A 13638-nucleotide genomic window follows, 5' to 3' on the forward strand; every position below is an offset into this window, starting at 1 on the left:
GCCGCGGAGAGGCCTATGTCCGTATGAGGACGGCGTGGGGCAACCGTCATTTCTGCAGCCTCTACGCCGTCTTCCGGGCAGAGGCCTACGTTCTAGTCCACGAAGGGAAGGCCTCGGACGGACGAGCCTGCCGGATGCGCATCGTGCTCAAGGACGGGATATTCAGGACCTCGGTCCGAGACCTGAAGACCGGGGAACGCTTGCAGGACCACCTCCGTCCAGCGCCGGCGGCACTGGACTACAAAGGAGAAGGCGCGCCTCGTCGAGGAGACCTATCTGCCCGGTCAGTCCGTCTCGCTCGTCGCCCCCCGCCACGGGCTGAACGCCAACCAGCTGTTCACGTGGCGTCGGCTGATGGAGCGCGGCGCGTTCACGGCCGCCGGTGCCGGTGAAGAGGTGGTGCCAGCCTCTGAGCTTCGTGATGCCTGAGCCACAGATCCGTGAGCTGCAGCGGCTCCTGGGCAAGAAGACGCTTGAGACCGAGATCCTGCGCGAGGCGATGGAGCGGGTCGCCGCCCCCAAAAAGTTGACCTCGCGCGTGACCTCGTGGCCGGGGGCGGCCGGTGAGCGCGGTGGCCGCAGCATTGAGCGTGTCGCGCCCGCACCTCGCCTCGTCCAGGCAGGCCTCCACCGTCCGGAAGCCCATGCGCCGACGGGGCCGTCCGCCTGCACCCGACGCCGCGTTGCTCGGCGCGATCCAGGCGCTCATCGCCGATCTGCCGACCTACGGCTATCGGCGCGTCCATGCCCTTCTGCGCCGGCAGGCCGAGCGGGATGGGCGGCCTGCGCCGAACGCCAAGCGGGTCTACCGGGTCATGAAGGTGCACGGCCTCCTGCTCCAGCGACATGCGGGCGGAGCCGAGACGCGCCGCCACGAGGGCAAGGTGGCGGTGGCCGTGCGCAACACGCGCTGGGCGGGTCCCCGCCCGGTCTCCGACCGGGTGGCATGCCCGCTGCTCGGACGGGCTGGAGATCGCGGCAGAGAACGGTGAGCGTGTGCGGGTCGCCTTCGCGCTCGACTGCTACGATCGGGAGGCAATGAGCTACGTGGCGACCACGGCGGGCATCACGGGCGAGGGGGACTGTCAGGAATTTCGTGTGGGGGCGGCCATAGTGGATCCGAAGGAGGTTCCCGATGGCACGACGCAAAGCACCCCGTATCCCTGACGCAATTCTGGACCAGCTCCTGGCCGGGGCCGATCCGAAGACGGCCTTCGAGGCCGATGGCCTGCTGGACGAGTTGAAGAAGGCCCTGGCCGAGCGGGCGCTCAACGCCGAGATGGACCACCATCTGGCGGGCGAGGACGCCGGCAACACGCGCAACGGCTATGGCCGCAAGACGGTCACCACCGAGACCGGCCGGATCGAGCTTTCGATCCCGCGCGACTGGCAGGCGACGTTCGATCCGCAGCTGATCGCCCGCTATCAGCGCCGCTTTCCCGGCTTCGACGACAAGATCGTGTCGATGTACGCGCGTGGTATGAGCACCCGGGAGATCGTCGCGCACCTGCGCGAGCTCTACGGCATCGAGGTCTCACCCGACCTGATCAGCGCGGTGACCGACGCGGTCCTGGAGGAGGTCGCCGCCTGGCAAGCCCGGCCGCTCGAGCCGGTCTACCCGATCGTGTTCTTCGACGCCCTGCGGATCAAGGTGCGTGACGAGGGCGTGGTCCGCAACAAGGCCGTCCACATCGCGCTGGGCGTGCGTGCCGACGGCGCCAAGGAGATCCTCGGCCTCTGGCTGGAGCAGAACGAGGGCGCCAAGTTCTGGCTGCGGGTCATGAACGAGCTCAGGAACCGCGGCGTCGAGGACGTGCTGCTGGCCGTGGTCGATGGCCTGAAGGGCTTCCCCGACGCGATCCGGGCGGTGTTCCCCGAGGCGCTGGTCCAGACCTGCATCGTCCACCTGCTACGCCACAGCCTCGACTTCGTGTCCTACAAGGACCGCAAGCTCGTGGCGGGGGCGCTGAAGGACATCTACCGCGCGCTCGATGCCGCGGCTGGCGAGGCGGCCTTGGCGGCCTTCGAGACGAGCGAATGGGGTCGGCGCTATCCGGCCATCGCCCAGAGCTGGCGACGGGCCTGGGGCGAGGTGATCCCGTTTTATGCCTTCCCCGGCGAGGTTCGCCGGATCCTGTACACGACGAACGCCATCGAGGCCCTGAACGCCACGCTGCGCCGGGCCGTGCGCGCCCGCGGGCACTTCCCGACCGACGAGGCCGCGCTGAAGCTGCTCTACCTGGTCTTGAACCGCTCCGAGAAGGCGTGGAAGATGGGCCCGCGTGAGTGGGTCATGGCCAAGGCGCAGTTCGCCGTCATCTTCGGCGAGCGCTTCACCCGGGCCATGGCGGCCTGATGTTCAACCCGCCGCCCGCACACGGAATTCCTGACAGTCCCCGGGCGAGGACGTCCGCGACCTGATGGTGGCCGCCGTCGAACACCGCTTCGGGCCGGTCAACCAATTGCCGAGCCTGATCGAGTGGCTGACTGACAACGGCAGTTGCTACGTAGCCCGCGACACGCGCCGCTTCGCCCGCGACCTTGGTTTGGTGCCAAAAACGACGCCGCTGGAGAGCCCGCAGAGCAACGGCATGGCCGAGGCGTTCGTGCGAACCTTGAAACGCGACTACGTGCGTGTCTCGGTACTACCGGACGCCGAGAGCGTGCTGCGCCAGCTTCCTGTCTGGCTGGCGCACTATAACGACCTTCATCCTCATCGCGCGCTGGGCTACCGCTCGCCGCGCGAGTTCATCACCCGATCAACCAAGGAGACCCTGTCCGGTCTTTAGGGGGCAACAACAACAGGCCAGGATGATACGCAGGCGCGAAACCAGCGCCTGCCCGGTCTCGTGTCGCCGCAGCAGGCGCTGGATCTCACCTTGCTCCTGCTCGCTGAGATCGAGAGAGACGGCCTTTGAGCCACGCAACATGGCGCACCTCCATCAGGAAGCACCTAACGATCCGCCCACCCGACTAAACTGTCAAACCTCTTTTAACTCAAACCACTAGAGCTATCACCGGGAGAAGAACGCTAGCGTTTACCAGCGGTCATAGCGCCGCTTAAGCTCCGCGGTTCGCGCTTCCGTATGCCCGAGTAAGCAGGTGGCGATAGCTGGATAAGTCCCTGTACCGCCATGCCACTCATCGGTGATGAGATCGCCGCAGTCGGCATCGCGGAAGCGCATCCAAGTCTGTTGAGCAAGTCTGAGCTCCTCCTGCCACTTCTTACCGTTATCCTCGCTGCTGATCGCCTTCATGGCGCGTGCGTAAGTCGCGTTCAATTTCTTATCTGCGATTTCCTGGGCTCGACCCAGGCAGGCGGTCATCCCTGGGCTGATTACCTCAGAACAGGCAGCATCGAGTTTGCCCGCAACATCTACGTAGGCCTTCGACAGCGCCTTCGCTGCATCCTCACCATGACGGTTCAGACAGGCGTCTATTGTATTGTCATCCATGCAGGCCAAGGGCGGCGGTTCTTTCGAGGCTGATGGCGCCGTATCATTCGGCGCAGCGTATGCCGCGCTAAGAAATCCGGCAGATAAAACAATAGAGAGAGCGAGAGCCTTCATCGTCGACGCCTTTATATTCTGCGGGTGCTGCCTTAGCGTATTCGCCAATTCATCCGGCGCGGGTGTATATCAATCTCAAACTAAATTCATCGAGGGCGAGAAACGGGGACCTTAAGGCCAGGAGGGGCCCAAAGTCCGCGTCACAAATCTATTCGCGGTCGTAGCGCCGCTTAAGTTCTGCTGCTCGCTCTATGGTATGCGCGACCAGACAGGCTGATCCCGCTGGACCGGCGCCTGTACCGTCCATCCACTCGAATGATATGACATCGCCGCAGTCGGCATCCCGAAATCGAAGCCAAGCCTGTTGTGCGAGCTTGAGTCTTTCGCGCCATTTGCGGGCCGCGTCATCGTCGCTGCCTATCGACTTCATCGCACGGGCGTAGGTCTCATTGAGCTCCTTGTCCGCGACTCGTCGAGTACGCTCCAAGCAATCGCCGATAGCCGGGCCGATCACCTCTAAGCACATCGGAGCGACCTTTTTGGATGCGTCGGCGTAAGCCTTAGACAACATATTCCCAGCCGCTTCGCCATGGCGGCTCAGGCATGAGGTTGGGTCGTCCGAGTCACATGTCTCAGCGGCGGGCGCACTTGGCGCTGCAAGGGCCATGGGCACGAAAGTCACGCTGGCCACTGCGCCAGCAAATGCACCGGCAAGGGTGCGAAGAGCGGCCTTGTGTTGTTGCCCCCTAAAGACCGGACAGGGTCTCCTGGGTTGATCGGGTGATGAACTCGCGCGGCGAGCGGTAGCCGAGCGCGCGATGAGGATGAAGATCGTTGTAGTGCGCCAACCAAACGGGGAGCTGGCGCAGCACGCTCTCGGCATCCGGTAGCACCGAGACACGCACGTAGTCGCGTTTCAAGGTTCGCACGAACGCTTCGGCCATGCCGTTGCTCTGCGGGCTCTCCAGCGGCGTCGTCTTCGGTATCAAGCCGAGTTCGCGGGCGAAGCGGCGCGTGTCGCGGGCGACGTAGCAACTGCCGTTGTCAGTCAGCCACTCGATCAGGCTCGGTAGCTGGTTGACCGCCCCGAAGCGATGCTCGACGGCCGCCACCATCAGGTCTCGGACGTCCTCGCCCGTGATGCCCGCCGTGGTCGCCACGTAGCTCATCGCTTCCCGATCGCAGCAATCGAGCGCGAAGGCGACCCGCACACGCTCACCGTTCTCTGCCGCGATCTCCAGCCCGTCCGAGCACCAACGCGTGTTGCGCACGGCCACCGCCACCTTGCCCTCGTGACGGCGCGTCTCGGCTCCGCCCGCATGTCGCTGGAGCAGGAGGCCGTGCACCTTCATGACCCGGTAAACCCGCTTGGCGTTCGGCGCAGGCCGCCCATCCCGCTCGGCCTGCCGGCGCAGAAGGGCATGGACTCGCCGATAGCCGTAGGTTGGCAGATCGGCGATAAGCGCCTGGATCGCGCCGAGCAACGCGGCGTCGGGTGCAGGCGGACGGCCGCGTCGGCCCCTGGGCTTCCAGGCGGGGGAGGCCTGCCTGGACGAGGCGAGGTGCGGGCGCGACACGCTCAAAGCTGCGGCCACAGCGCTCACCGGCCGTCCCCCGGCCACGAGGTCACGCGCGAGGGCAACTTTTTGGGGGCGGCAACCCGCTCCATCGCCTCGCGCAGGATCTCGGTCTCGAGCGTCTTCTTGCCCAGGAGCCGCTGCAGCTCACGGATCTGCTGCTGGGCAACACGAAGCTCGGAGGCTGGCACCACCTCTTCACCGGCACCGGCGGCCGTGAACGCGCCGCGCTCCATCAGCCGACGCCACGTGAACAGCTGGTTGGCGTTCAGCCCGTGGCGGCGGGCGACGAGCGAGACGGACTGGCCAGGCAGATAGGTCTCCTCGACGAGGCGCACCTTCTCCTGCGTGGTCCAGTGCCGCCGGCGCTGGACCGAGGTGATCACCTCGACGCGCTCGGCGCGGGGCGGGTCGTTGGAACTCACCATACGGTCGGTCATAGGCACACACTTCCATAAGCGTGAGCCCCTGTCCGGTCATTTAGGGGGCTACTTCACCTTGCTCATACTGCTACCTGATCTGACTGTAATACTGCAAAAAACCACAGATTTCGGGCCGTAATGTTGAGGTGTGTTGATCGTGCAGAATTTGCGATCTCGAAGCACGAGCTGCGATTGCTGCAATTGCCACATGGCCGGACCGCGCCTCACATGAGGCGCAGGTTGGATCACTTGGTTTCCGGAGCCTCAATAGTAACGCCCCGGAATGAAGCGAGTACGGGTCGCGTTCCAGTGACCTCTCATGTAGCCAACCGGCCGATTGGTAGCATGGCAAGCGGGGATCCACCTCGTGCCGTGATAGCAGAGTTTGCCGTAGCGGCTGAGCCAAGCGACGTTGGACACGAGGGGCTGATCGGAGGTTGTGAGTTCCTTATCCAGGGCGATAATAGGTCCCGCATTTGCTGCGCCGATCGAGGCGATCGAAAGGGCTGCGGCAACAACAATGGACTTCATGGCTTGCTGCTTTCGTTAACAGATGGCGCATTGAACAGATCTAATTTGATCTGGGGCGATCCGGTTGATTTCGCCGGTTCGCTCCGGGAGTACATATCTCCGACCTCAGAAAGCTTAGGTGCTTCAGAGCACGTCAGCTGCGGCGCCTCATTCGGTCTCCGCGCTGAAGAGCATCTCTCTCACAGCAGCGGCAAGGAGCCCGTATTCAAAATACTTGACAGCGACAGCGGTAGCTTCGGAGTTGCAGTGTCACGGACCGGCGGAAGACCAGCCGCCGGCGGCCAGCTCGATCCGGTCGCCGTACGATTCGAGCATCTCGTCGCGGTCTGGCCGGATGGCCTCGTCGGGACCCGGGCCCGGGATGCCCGTGCCCTCTTCGAGGCGCTGTCCGAATCCGAGCAACTCGCGGCGATCGCCGCGGCACGGGCCTACGCGGCACACGCTCAGCGCAAGCTGGGCTACGCCTTCGCGTCGCAGACGTGGTTGCGCCAGACCGACTTCGCCCCGCTGCCCAGCCCGGGGCGCCGCACAGCCGCGTCTTCGTCCGCGACGACTCGCCCGGACGGGAAGCGTGGGCCGTACACTACCGGCGCCTCGGCGGACCGATGATGACCCCCATCCACATGGGCGGCCAGGACGGCTGGCGCTTCGGGAGCCCGCTGCCGCTCACGGCAACCTCCGCGGCCTGATCGTGGCCGCTCCTCATCCGCTCGGTCCGCGCAATCGACCCTCTGATCAGGAGCGCCCCATGTCCGATTCCCCCGACGACCTCCTCAGCCTCACCGCTGGCATCGTGGCGGCCTACGTCAGCCGGCAGGCCGTGACCGCAGATGCGCTGCCCGGGCTGATGCGCACAGTCCGCGACGGCCTCGTCGCGCTCCAGGACCTGGCGCCGGCCGCGGCGGCGGCCAACCCCGAGGGCTTTCGCCTGACGGCCACCGAGATCCGCAAGTCGATGAAGCCCGACGCGCTGATCAGCTTCATCGACGGCAAGCCGTACAAGACGCTGAAGCGGCATCTGACGTCTCACGGTCTGACCCCGAAGGACTACCGCACGCGCTTGGGCCTGCCTGACGACTATCCCATGGTCGCCGCCGGCTACGCCGCAAAGCGCTCGGCGCTCGCGAAGGCAATTAGGCTGGGCGTGCCCGGCGCGCAGATGGGGCGCCAGACAAAAGAGTGATCGAAATGGAGAGGTATGACCGCAAGCCCCGGGGCAATGAGGACTCCAAAAGGAAATCGCCTCGAAAAGCCAAAAATAATGCAGGCTGACGGCCACCTGACGCAGCCACTATGGCTATACCATGTATCAGCCCGTCGATGCCAAAGACCATATGAACCTCTATCAAAATGCATGCCGTTGATACAGCAAAACGAGCACGTTTACGGATTATTAACGTTTCTGAATTTTTTTCTGCGAAGTCAGAATTCGGATTAAAAAGACTTGATTGATGATTATTACTGTACCTGACCGTTGTCGCGCGGCGCTGCTTGCCGGGATCGCATTTTCGACGCCGGCTGCGACCGCTCGCGCCGAGGGTGCAGCCTGGAGTCTCTATTCAGACAAATCAACCAGCATCTCGATCCCATTTGCTTCCCCCATTGTCTTTGCAGACAACGGTCAGGGCGCCACCATAAGTCTCAGCTTTGGATCTAGCACAACAACCAGTCCTTTTCAGCTCGATACAGGATCAACCGGAATCGCTATCGGCAAGGACTCGACAGTTTGGCAACCTGCTCCTGGTCAAAAGTCGATTGGCCCAGGCATGATCAACTATAGCAGCAGCGACCGATATTTATACGGTGATCTTTACGAGATGACCGTCAATTTCTACGACAAAAATAATAAACTTGCGTCAGCGATTGTTCCGATCCTTAGAGTAACATCTGAAATTCATAAAGGCGCCCCGGTGACCGGTCGGATCACCACTCAGATGTTTGGTGTTGGCTTTGGGCGTGAGGCAGCCGGCTTTCCAAACGGAACGCCCGACGCCAACCCCTTACTCAATATTGACTGGATCGCTAACGGTGACGCATCTAAGCTCGTACGTGGTTATGTTGTTACGCAGAATGGCATTGAGCTAGGCCTAACCGCTGCTAACACGCAGGGAACTACATTTGTGAGATTGGCGGCCGGACCGCAGTCAGGGAACGCAATCGAGTGGCAGATGACGCCGGGCGACCTACGAGCGGGAGGCGCCATCGGCTCTGGGACAATCTTGCCCGACACCGGCGTTTACACCGCCTACGTTAAGATCCCAGAAGGCAGTAGCATCAAGCGCGGCGAGAATATGCCGAATGGAACTCTCGTAACCGTTTACATACCGGGCCACTCGAGCCCACCGGTGGCATTGTACAGCTTTAGGGTCGGCGACACGGACAATCCGCTCGCCCCGGTTGGCCCCGTTTATGCCGAGGGCAGATCGACAAACGACACGGGCGCAACGTATATTAATACAACGATCACGATCCTACGGGGTTTTAATCTCATCTATGACGCTGACAGCGGCTTCGCAGGCTATCAGCGCATCTTGCCTGAGAGCGCTGACCTCCTTGCGAAGCCGATGATCGCGCTGCAGGGCAGCCTAAGCTTGGCATCGCAGTTCAGAACCGGGCTTCCCGTGTTCCTAATGAGTACTACGGCGCTGAACCCGTTCGATGTCGCGAGCCTCGGCGGCGACATTTTTGGGCCCGGCGGTCTGATCAAGGCTGGCCTAGGCACCCTCGAACTCGCTGGGACCAACACCTATGCAGGCGGTACCGCGGTCTATGGCGGTACCCTCGCGGTCTCCCGCGACGCCAACCTCGGCGCCGCCGGCACCGGTCTGATCCTCGGCGGCGGCACCCTTGAGGTCCTCACCGATGGCTTTACCACCGCACGCCCGCTCACACTCACCGGCCTCGGTGCCCTGCAGATCGACCTCGGCAACGCCACCTTCGCGGGCTCGATTGCCGACGGTAGTCAGTCGGGCACCCTCGTCAAGACTGGACTTGGCACCGCAATCCTATCGGCTTCCAACACATTCACGGCCGGCACCGTCATCAGCGCCGGTACCCTGGCTCTGACCGCCACCGGCAGCCTCACCGCGCCGGTCCTCGTCGGCTCGGCGGCGAGCTTCCTCAATGCCGGGCTCGTCTCCGGCAGCGTCGCCAATCTCGGCGTCCTGGCCAACAGCGGCACCGTCGCGGGCGGCCTCGCCAATGCCGGTCTGGCCCTGAACACCGGCATCATCGGCGGCGGCGCGACCAACACCGGCAGCCTAGTTAACGTCGGCACTCTCGCGGGTGGGCTGAACAACGCAGGAACCACGCTCAACAGTGGCTCCATCACCGGCGGCGCGGCCAACACCGGCAGCCTGGTCAACGCCGGCACTCTCGCGGGCGGACTGAGCAACACCGGCACCGCCCTCAACACCGGCACCATCGCCGGCGGCGCGACCAACAGCGGCGTCCTGAGCAACGCCGGCGCCATCGGCGGCGGCGTCGCGAACACCGGCACGCTGTCCACCAGCGGCATGATCAGCGGCGGCCTGACCAATGCCGGCACCGTGCTCGCCAGCGCTGGCCGCATCGACGGGCCCATCGCCAACAATGCCGGCCTGCTCGCCGTCTCCGGATCCGTGGCCGGCACCGGCCCCTTCGCCAACGCCGCCGGCGCGACGCTCGCCGTCACCACGGGCGGCAGCTACAGCCTCGCCGGCCCCCTCGCCAATGCCGGCCTCGTCGCCGTCGCCCAGAGCGCCAGCCTCACCGCCTCCGGCGGCCTCAGCAACGCCGGCCTCGTCGCCAGCGACGGCACCCTCACCGCCGACCTGACCAACACTGGCGTCGCCCGCCTGTCCGGCCAGTTCAACGGCACGCTCACCAACACCGGCCTCGTGCAGATCACCGGCCCGCTCGCCGGGCTCACCGGCCTGACCAACACCGGCGCTCTCGACCTCGGCGGCACCGCCCTCACGCTCACCGACCTCGCCGGCCCGGCCTCCGCCGTCCTGGGCAACGGCGCCCTCACGGTCGCCAGTGCGGCCGCCTCCACCTATGCCGGCGCCATCCTGGAGACCGCGAGCCCGACCAGCCTGACCAAGGCCGGCCCCGGCACGCTCCTGCTCACCGGCCCCGGCCTCTTCTCCGGCCCGACCACAATCCAGGCCGGCACGCTCTCCCTCAACGGCCTCTGGACCTCGCCGGTCACGGTCGCGGCCACCGGCACCCTGCGCGGCATCGGCACCGTCGCGGCCCCGGTCACGGTCGCGGGCGCCCTGCGGCCGGGCAACTCCCCCGGCACGCTCACCGTGCTCGGCCCGGTGGCGTTCGCCCCCGGCAGCAGCCTCGGCCTCGACATCGACGGACCGGGCACCGGCACCGGCGCGGGCAGCTACGCCCGCCTCCTGGCGCTCGGCCCGACCGGTACGGTCTCGGCCAGCGGCACCCTGGTGCCGGAACTGCGCGGCATCACCGGCAACGCCACAAACAGCTTCACCCCCGCGCTCGGCCAGCGCTTCGGCGTGCTGACCGCGCAGGCCGGACTGTCGGGCTCGTTCAGCGGGCTCGCCCAGCCGGCGGCGGGCCTGCCGGCGGGCACGCGCCTCGACGCGCTCTACGCCGCCACCGGCCTCGACCTCGTGGTCACGCCGGCCGCCTACGGCAGCCTCGCCGGCCTCGGCCTCGCCCAGACCGGCAACGCCCGGGCCGTGGGCGCGGCCCTCGACCTCGCCCGCCCGGCCGCCGGCACGCGGCCGGACGCGGCGCGGGCGCGGGTGTTCGACCCGCTCTACGCGGCCAACCCGGCGACGCTGCCGGGCGGGCTGGCGAGCCTGTCGGGCCAGAGCTACGGCGACGCGGTGATGACCGACCTCGCCGCGCGCCGTCTGCTCTCCGACACGATCGACCGGCACCAGCGCGGGCTGGGCGGGGGCGCGGGCGCGTTCAGCGCGGGCGATCCGGGCCCGGGCCCGAACCGCACGGCGCTGCAGGTGCGCGGCGGCGCCGGGGCAGCGGAGCGGCCGCTTGCGGTGGGCGAGGGCCGGGTCTGGGCCGACGCGCTGTACGGGTTCGGTACGCGGGCCGGCGACCGGGCGGCGGCGGGCGCCGGGTTCGACGCGGGCGGGCTGCTGATGGGCGTCGACCGTCAGGTCGGGGCGGACACGCAGGTGGGCGCGGCGTTCAGCTACCTGCGTGAGGGCGGCACGTCGCGGGGCGCGGGGCTGGGGCGGTTCACCACCGACAGCTACGGCGGCACGCTCTACGCGAGCACGCGGCTCGGCGCCGTGGTGCTGCGCGGCATGGCGGGGGTGTCGTACGCGGACGGTCGGGTGGACCGGACGGTGGCGCTGGGCGCGGCGGTGTCGCAGGCCTCCGGGGTGTCGTCGGGCTGGAACGGCGGGGTGTCGGGCTTTGCCGGCTACGCGCTGGCGACCGGCCTGCCGGTCGAGGTCGTGCCGGAGGTGGGCTTCAGCTACGACCGGCTGACGCGGGGCCGTGTGTCCGAGCGGGGCGGTCTGGTCGGGCAGGGCTTCGGCGGGCAGGGCTTCGCGGTGGCCGACCTCGACGCGGCGCGCAGCCTGGTCGGCGGGCGGGTGACGAGTTGGGCGGTGGCGGGCATTCCGGAGCTGCGCCTGGAGGGCCGGGCGTACTGGGCGCACGAGCTGGCCGACACGGCGGCTTTGATCCGCTCGAGCCTGTTCGGGGCGGGGTTCGCGGGCCGGACGAGCGCGCTGGGCCGGGACGGCGCGGTTCTGGGGGTGAGCCTGACGGGGGGGGTCGCCGAGGGCGTGCGGCTGTCGGTGGGCTACACCGGCGACGTCCGCCCGGGCGCCACCGCCCAGGTGTTCACCGTAGGCCTTCAGGCCGCGTGGTAGAGCATCGACGGACCTTCGAGCGTTCCTAGCTAGCCTTACGATCGGCGGATGCATGTCGTCGCCCGCCGATCGTTTACGTTGCCCCTCGCATTCGGCCGGCATAGCCTCCGACGCATCATCCGATCGTGTTACTCTCCAAGTCGGCCTCCTCGTCGACCATGCGGCCGGGACTCCCGTTCGGCAGGTACCGATCGCGCTCCACGGTGCGGGCGGCGTTTCGAGTGTGCGGCCGCCTCCAGCACTCGCCCGTCGTCGGCATCCAGGCGTGCGGGCGACCTGCTATTTCGACACCCACGCATCTTCGACCCAGATCTGCCCGTGCAGATCAGAAGCCAATGCCGCAGCTATCGCCTGCTGTGCTGCCGCCGTGTCGAGATCGGAGGCGACGACGGCGTCCTCCCCCTCGGACTCGGCGGGCCCTACCGAGAAGACCTTCTCCTTGCCGGTATCGACAAGTCTCGCATCGACACCCCGGAGCTGGAGGTAAGAGACGGACTTGTCCTGAGGATCCTGCCACGCGGTAGCCCGGAGCGAGATCGCTTCCTGAGCTCCCATCGGGTCCAGGTAGGACACCTTGCGGGTGAGGGCCATCTGGATCTCGCCTCGCCCGGCGTCCTTGCCCGACGAGACGATCGTCGCATCGGGGATGGCCTTCGGCAATGCGCGACCGAGGGCGGCGATCAGATCGGTGTCGCCCGGCTTCACCTTGAGCTTGACGAGCTGGGACTTGTCAGCGACCTGCCCGTATTCCGCAGTCTCAACGCCCGGGAGCTTCTTCACCTTCTCGAGGAGCGCGGGAGCTCTCTCCGGATCGACGTCGATCGAGATCGACGAGGTGCCGCCTCTCAGGTCGGCGCAATTCGGGACCAGACCGGCGGGATCCATCCGGGCACCTTCAGTGCGGACTAGCTTCACCAGATCGACGACGTTCGGAAGCTTGGTCGTCACCGAGAGGGTCCCGGGATCGGGTACGGGCTTGTCGCTCACGTCTTCAGGCTCGTCCTCTGCCGTCGAACCGGAGGGCAGCGCGGTCGGATCCTCCTCCGAGAACGTCAGGCCGGTGGCTGCGATGGCGACGCTATGGTCCGGAAGCTTCAGAGAGCCGTTCAGCTGCTGGTCGTCCTTCGAGCCGCTCCGCTTGATCGACACGGCGACCCGATCCCCCGCCGAGCTTGCTCCGGCTCCGGAGAACTTCGCGCCGTCGGCCTTCAGCGGGATCACCAGACGGTCGACGCGCCGCGACAGCGTGCTTGTCGGGTAGCAGACGTCGATGCTCGCGTCGGTGATCTGGCTGCCCTGCAAGGTCAACTTCAGGACGCCGTCGATCAGATACGTCGCCGAACCGTCCAGGGACCCTTCCGAAAAGCTGAGGTAGCGGGTCGACGGCTGCTGAGGCTGCGGCTTCTTCGATTTGCCCTGGGCATTCGCCTGACCGCACAGTCCGATCAGAACAATCGTCGCCACCAGGAACCGCATGTGACCTCCCCAGGTCCGCCGATCATGTGCAGGGCATCATGCCCGACGTTGCGGTGCACGGCCACCAGATCGCGGGCCACGCATGTCGGGACAGCTTGGGGGATAGCTTGATCGGCGACCGACGTCGGTCGTCGGATCGTCCCGGATCCTGGCTGTCGGTGCGGAGAACCTCGGCCGGGAAGCGATCCGATCGAACGCCGCCTCCAGGCGCATCTCGCCGATCGACCGGCTGTAACCGCATCGGCCGAATGCTGGAGATATCATG

The 13638-nt window shown here is 66.3% G+C and carries 10 protein-coding genes and 2 pseudogenes; 6 read left to right on the top strand and 6 right to left on the bottom strand.

Features of this window, described 5'->3' with window-relative positions; genetic code table 11:
* Positions 1 to 231: 231 nt before the first annotated feature.
* The 4 genes and pseudogenes from ACX9MN_RS18440 to ACX9MN_RS18455 form a co-directional block, all read left to right on the top strand.
* A pseudogene (locus ACX9MN_RS18440) lies at positions 232 to 429 on the top strand (transposase); the annotation flags it as partial.
* 215 nt (positions 430 to 644) lie between these two features.
* Positions 645 to 992 carry an IS3 family transposase gene (locus ACX9MN_RS18445; RefSeq protein ID WP_489725025.1) on the top strand — a complete coding sequence of 116 codons (348 nt, stop codon included), beginning with the start codon at positions 645 to 647 and terminating at the stop codon, positions 990 to 992.
* A 143-nt stretch (positions 993 to 1135) separates the two neighbouring features.
* Positions 1136 to 2356 (top strand): IS256 family transposase, encoded by a 1221-nt coding sequence (locus ACX9MN_RS18450; RefSeq protein WP_489725026.1) that lies wholly within the window; start codon positions 1136 to 1138, stop codon positions 2354 to 2356.
* Positions 2357 to 2399: 43 nt separating this feature from the next.
* Positions 2400 to 2789, top strand: a pseudogene (locus tag ACX9MN_RS18455) (integrase core domain-containing protein); the annotation flags it as partial.
* Between the two features lie 249 nt (positions 2790 to 3038).
* Here ACX9MN_RS18455 and ACX9MN_RS18460 read toward each other — a convergent pair.
* The 5 genes from ACX9MN_RS18460 to ACX9MN_RS18480 all read right to left on the bottom strand — a co-directional run bounded on the left by ACX9MN_RS18460 (position 3039) and on the right by ACX9MN_RS18480 (position 6441).
* Positions 3039 to 3569, bottom strand: coding sequence for a lysozyme inhibitor LprI family protein (locus ACX9MN_RS18460; RefSeq protein WP_489725027.1), 531 nt, complete (start codon positions 3567 to 3569; stop codon positions 3039 to 3041).
* A gap of 148 nt (positions 3570 to 3717) precedes the next feature.
* Positions 3718 to 4176, bottom strand: coding sequence for a lysozyme inhibitor LprI family protein (locus tag ACX9MN_RS18465; protein WP_489725236.1), 459 nt, complete (start codon positions 4174 to 4176; stop codon positions 3718 to 3720).
* A 79-nt stretch (positions 4177 to 4255) separates the two neighbouring features.
* Positions 4256 to 5514, bottom strand: a protein-coding gene (locus ACX9MN_RS18470) for an IS3 family transposase (protein ID WP_489725237.1) whose coding sequence is annotated in 2 segments (ribosomal slippage) — positions 4256 to 5167 and positions 5170 to 5514 — 1257 coding nt in all. Because the reading frame shifts where the segments join, the coding sequence is not laid out codon by codon here.
* Positions 5515 to 5772: 258 nt separating this feature from the next.
* Positions 5773 to 6039: a hypothetical protein gene (locus ACX9MN_RS18475; protein WP_354456018.1), complete on the bottom strand. Its 267-nt coding sequence runs from the start codon at positions 6037 to 6039 to the stop codon at positions 5773 to 5775.
* 249 nt (positions 6040 to 6288) lie between these two features.
* Positions 6289 to 6441 carry a hypothetical protein gene (locus tag ACX9MN_RS18480; protein ID WP_170868044.1) on the bottom strand — a complete coding sequence of 51 codons (153 nt, stop codon included), beginning with the start codon at positions 6439 to 6441 and terminating at the stop codon, positions 6289 to 6291.
* 346 nt (positions 6442 to 6787) lie between these two features.
* On the opposite strand from ACX9MN_RS18480, the gene ACX9MN_RS18485 reads away from it, so the two are divergent.
* Positions 6788 to 7222 (top strand): Ros/MucR family transcriptional regulator, encoded by a 435-nt coding sequence (locus ACX9MN_RS18485; RefSeq protein ID WP_091977376.1) that lies wholly within the window; start codon positions 6788 to 6790, stop codon positions 7220 to 7222.
* A 1447-nt stretch (positions 7223 to 8669) separates the two neighbouring features.
* Positions 8670 to 11897 (top strand): autotransporter domain-containing protein, encoded by a 3228-nt coding sequence (locus tag ACX9MN_RS18490; RefSeq protein WP_489725028.1) that lies wholly within the window; start codon positions 8670 to 8672, stop codon positions 11895 to 11897.
* Positions 11898 to 12176: 279 nt separating this feature from the next.
* On the opposite strand, the gene ACX9MN_RS18495 is transcribed toward ACX9MN_RS18490, so the two are convergent.
* Positions 12177 to 13373 carry a hypothetical protein gene (locus ACX9MN_RS18495; protein WP_354456020.1) on the bottom strand — a complete coding sequence of 399 codons (1197 nt, stop codon included), beginning with the start codon at positions 13371 to 13373 and terminating at the stop codon, positions 12177 to 12179.
* Between the last annotated feature and the right edge of the window lie 265 nt (positions 13374 to 13638).

The sequence above is a fragment of the Methylobacterium sp. 1A genome (assembly GCF_058072805.1).

Coding starts and splice junctions, on each gene's coding strand:
- ACX9MN_RS18445 (WP_489725025.1), top strand. CDS start 645: ATGCGCCGACGGGGCCGTCCGCCTGCACCCGACGCCGCGTTGCTCGGC.
- ACX9MN_RS18460 (WP_489725027.1), bottom strand. CDS start 3,569: ATGAAGGCTCTCGCTCTCTCTATTGTTTTATCTGCCGGATTTCTTAGC.
- ACX9MN_RS18475 (WP_354456018.1), bottom strand. CDS start 6,039: ATGAAGTCCATTGTTGTTGCCGCAGCCCTTTCGATCGCCTCGATCGGC.
- ACX9MN_RS18495 (WP_354456020.1), bottom strand. CDS start 13,373: ATGCGGTTCCTGGTGGCGACGATTGTTCTGATCGGACTGTGCGGTCAG.
- ACX9MN_RS18490 (WP_489725028.1), top strand. CDS start 8,670: ATGAGTACTACGGCGCTGAACCCGTTCGATGTCGCGAGCCTCGGCGGC.
- ACX9MN_RS18450 (WP_489725026.1), top strand. CDS start 1,136: ATGGCACGACGCAAAGCACCCCGTATCCCTGACGCAATTCTGGACCAG.
- ACX9MN_RS18465 (WP_489725236.1), bottom strand. CDS start 4,176: ATGGCCCTTGCAGCGCCAAGTGCGCCCGCCGCTGAGACATGTGACTCG.
- ACX9MN_RS18485 (WP_091977376.1), top strand. CDS start 6,788: ATGTCCGATTCCCCCGACGACCTCCTCAGCCTCACCGCTGGCATCGTG.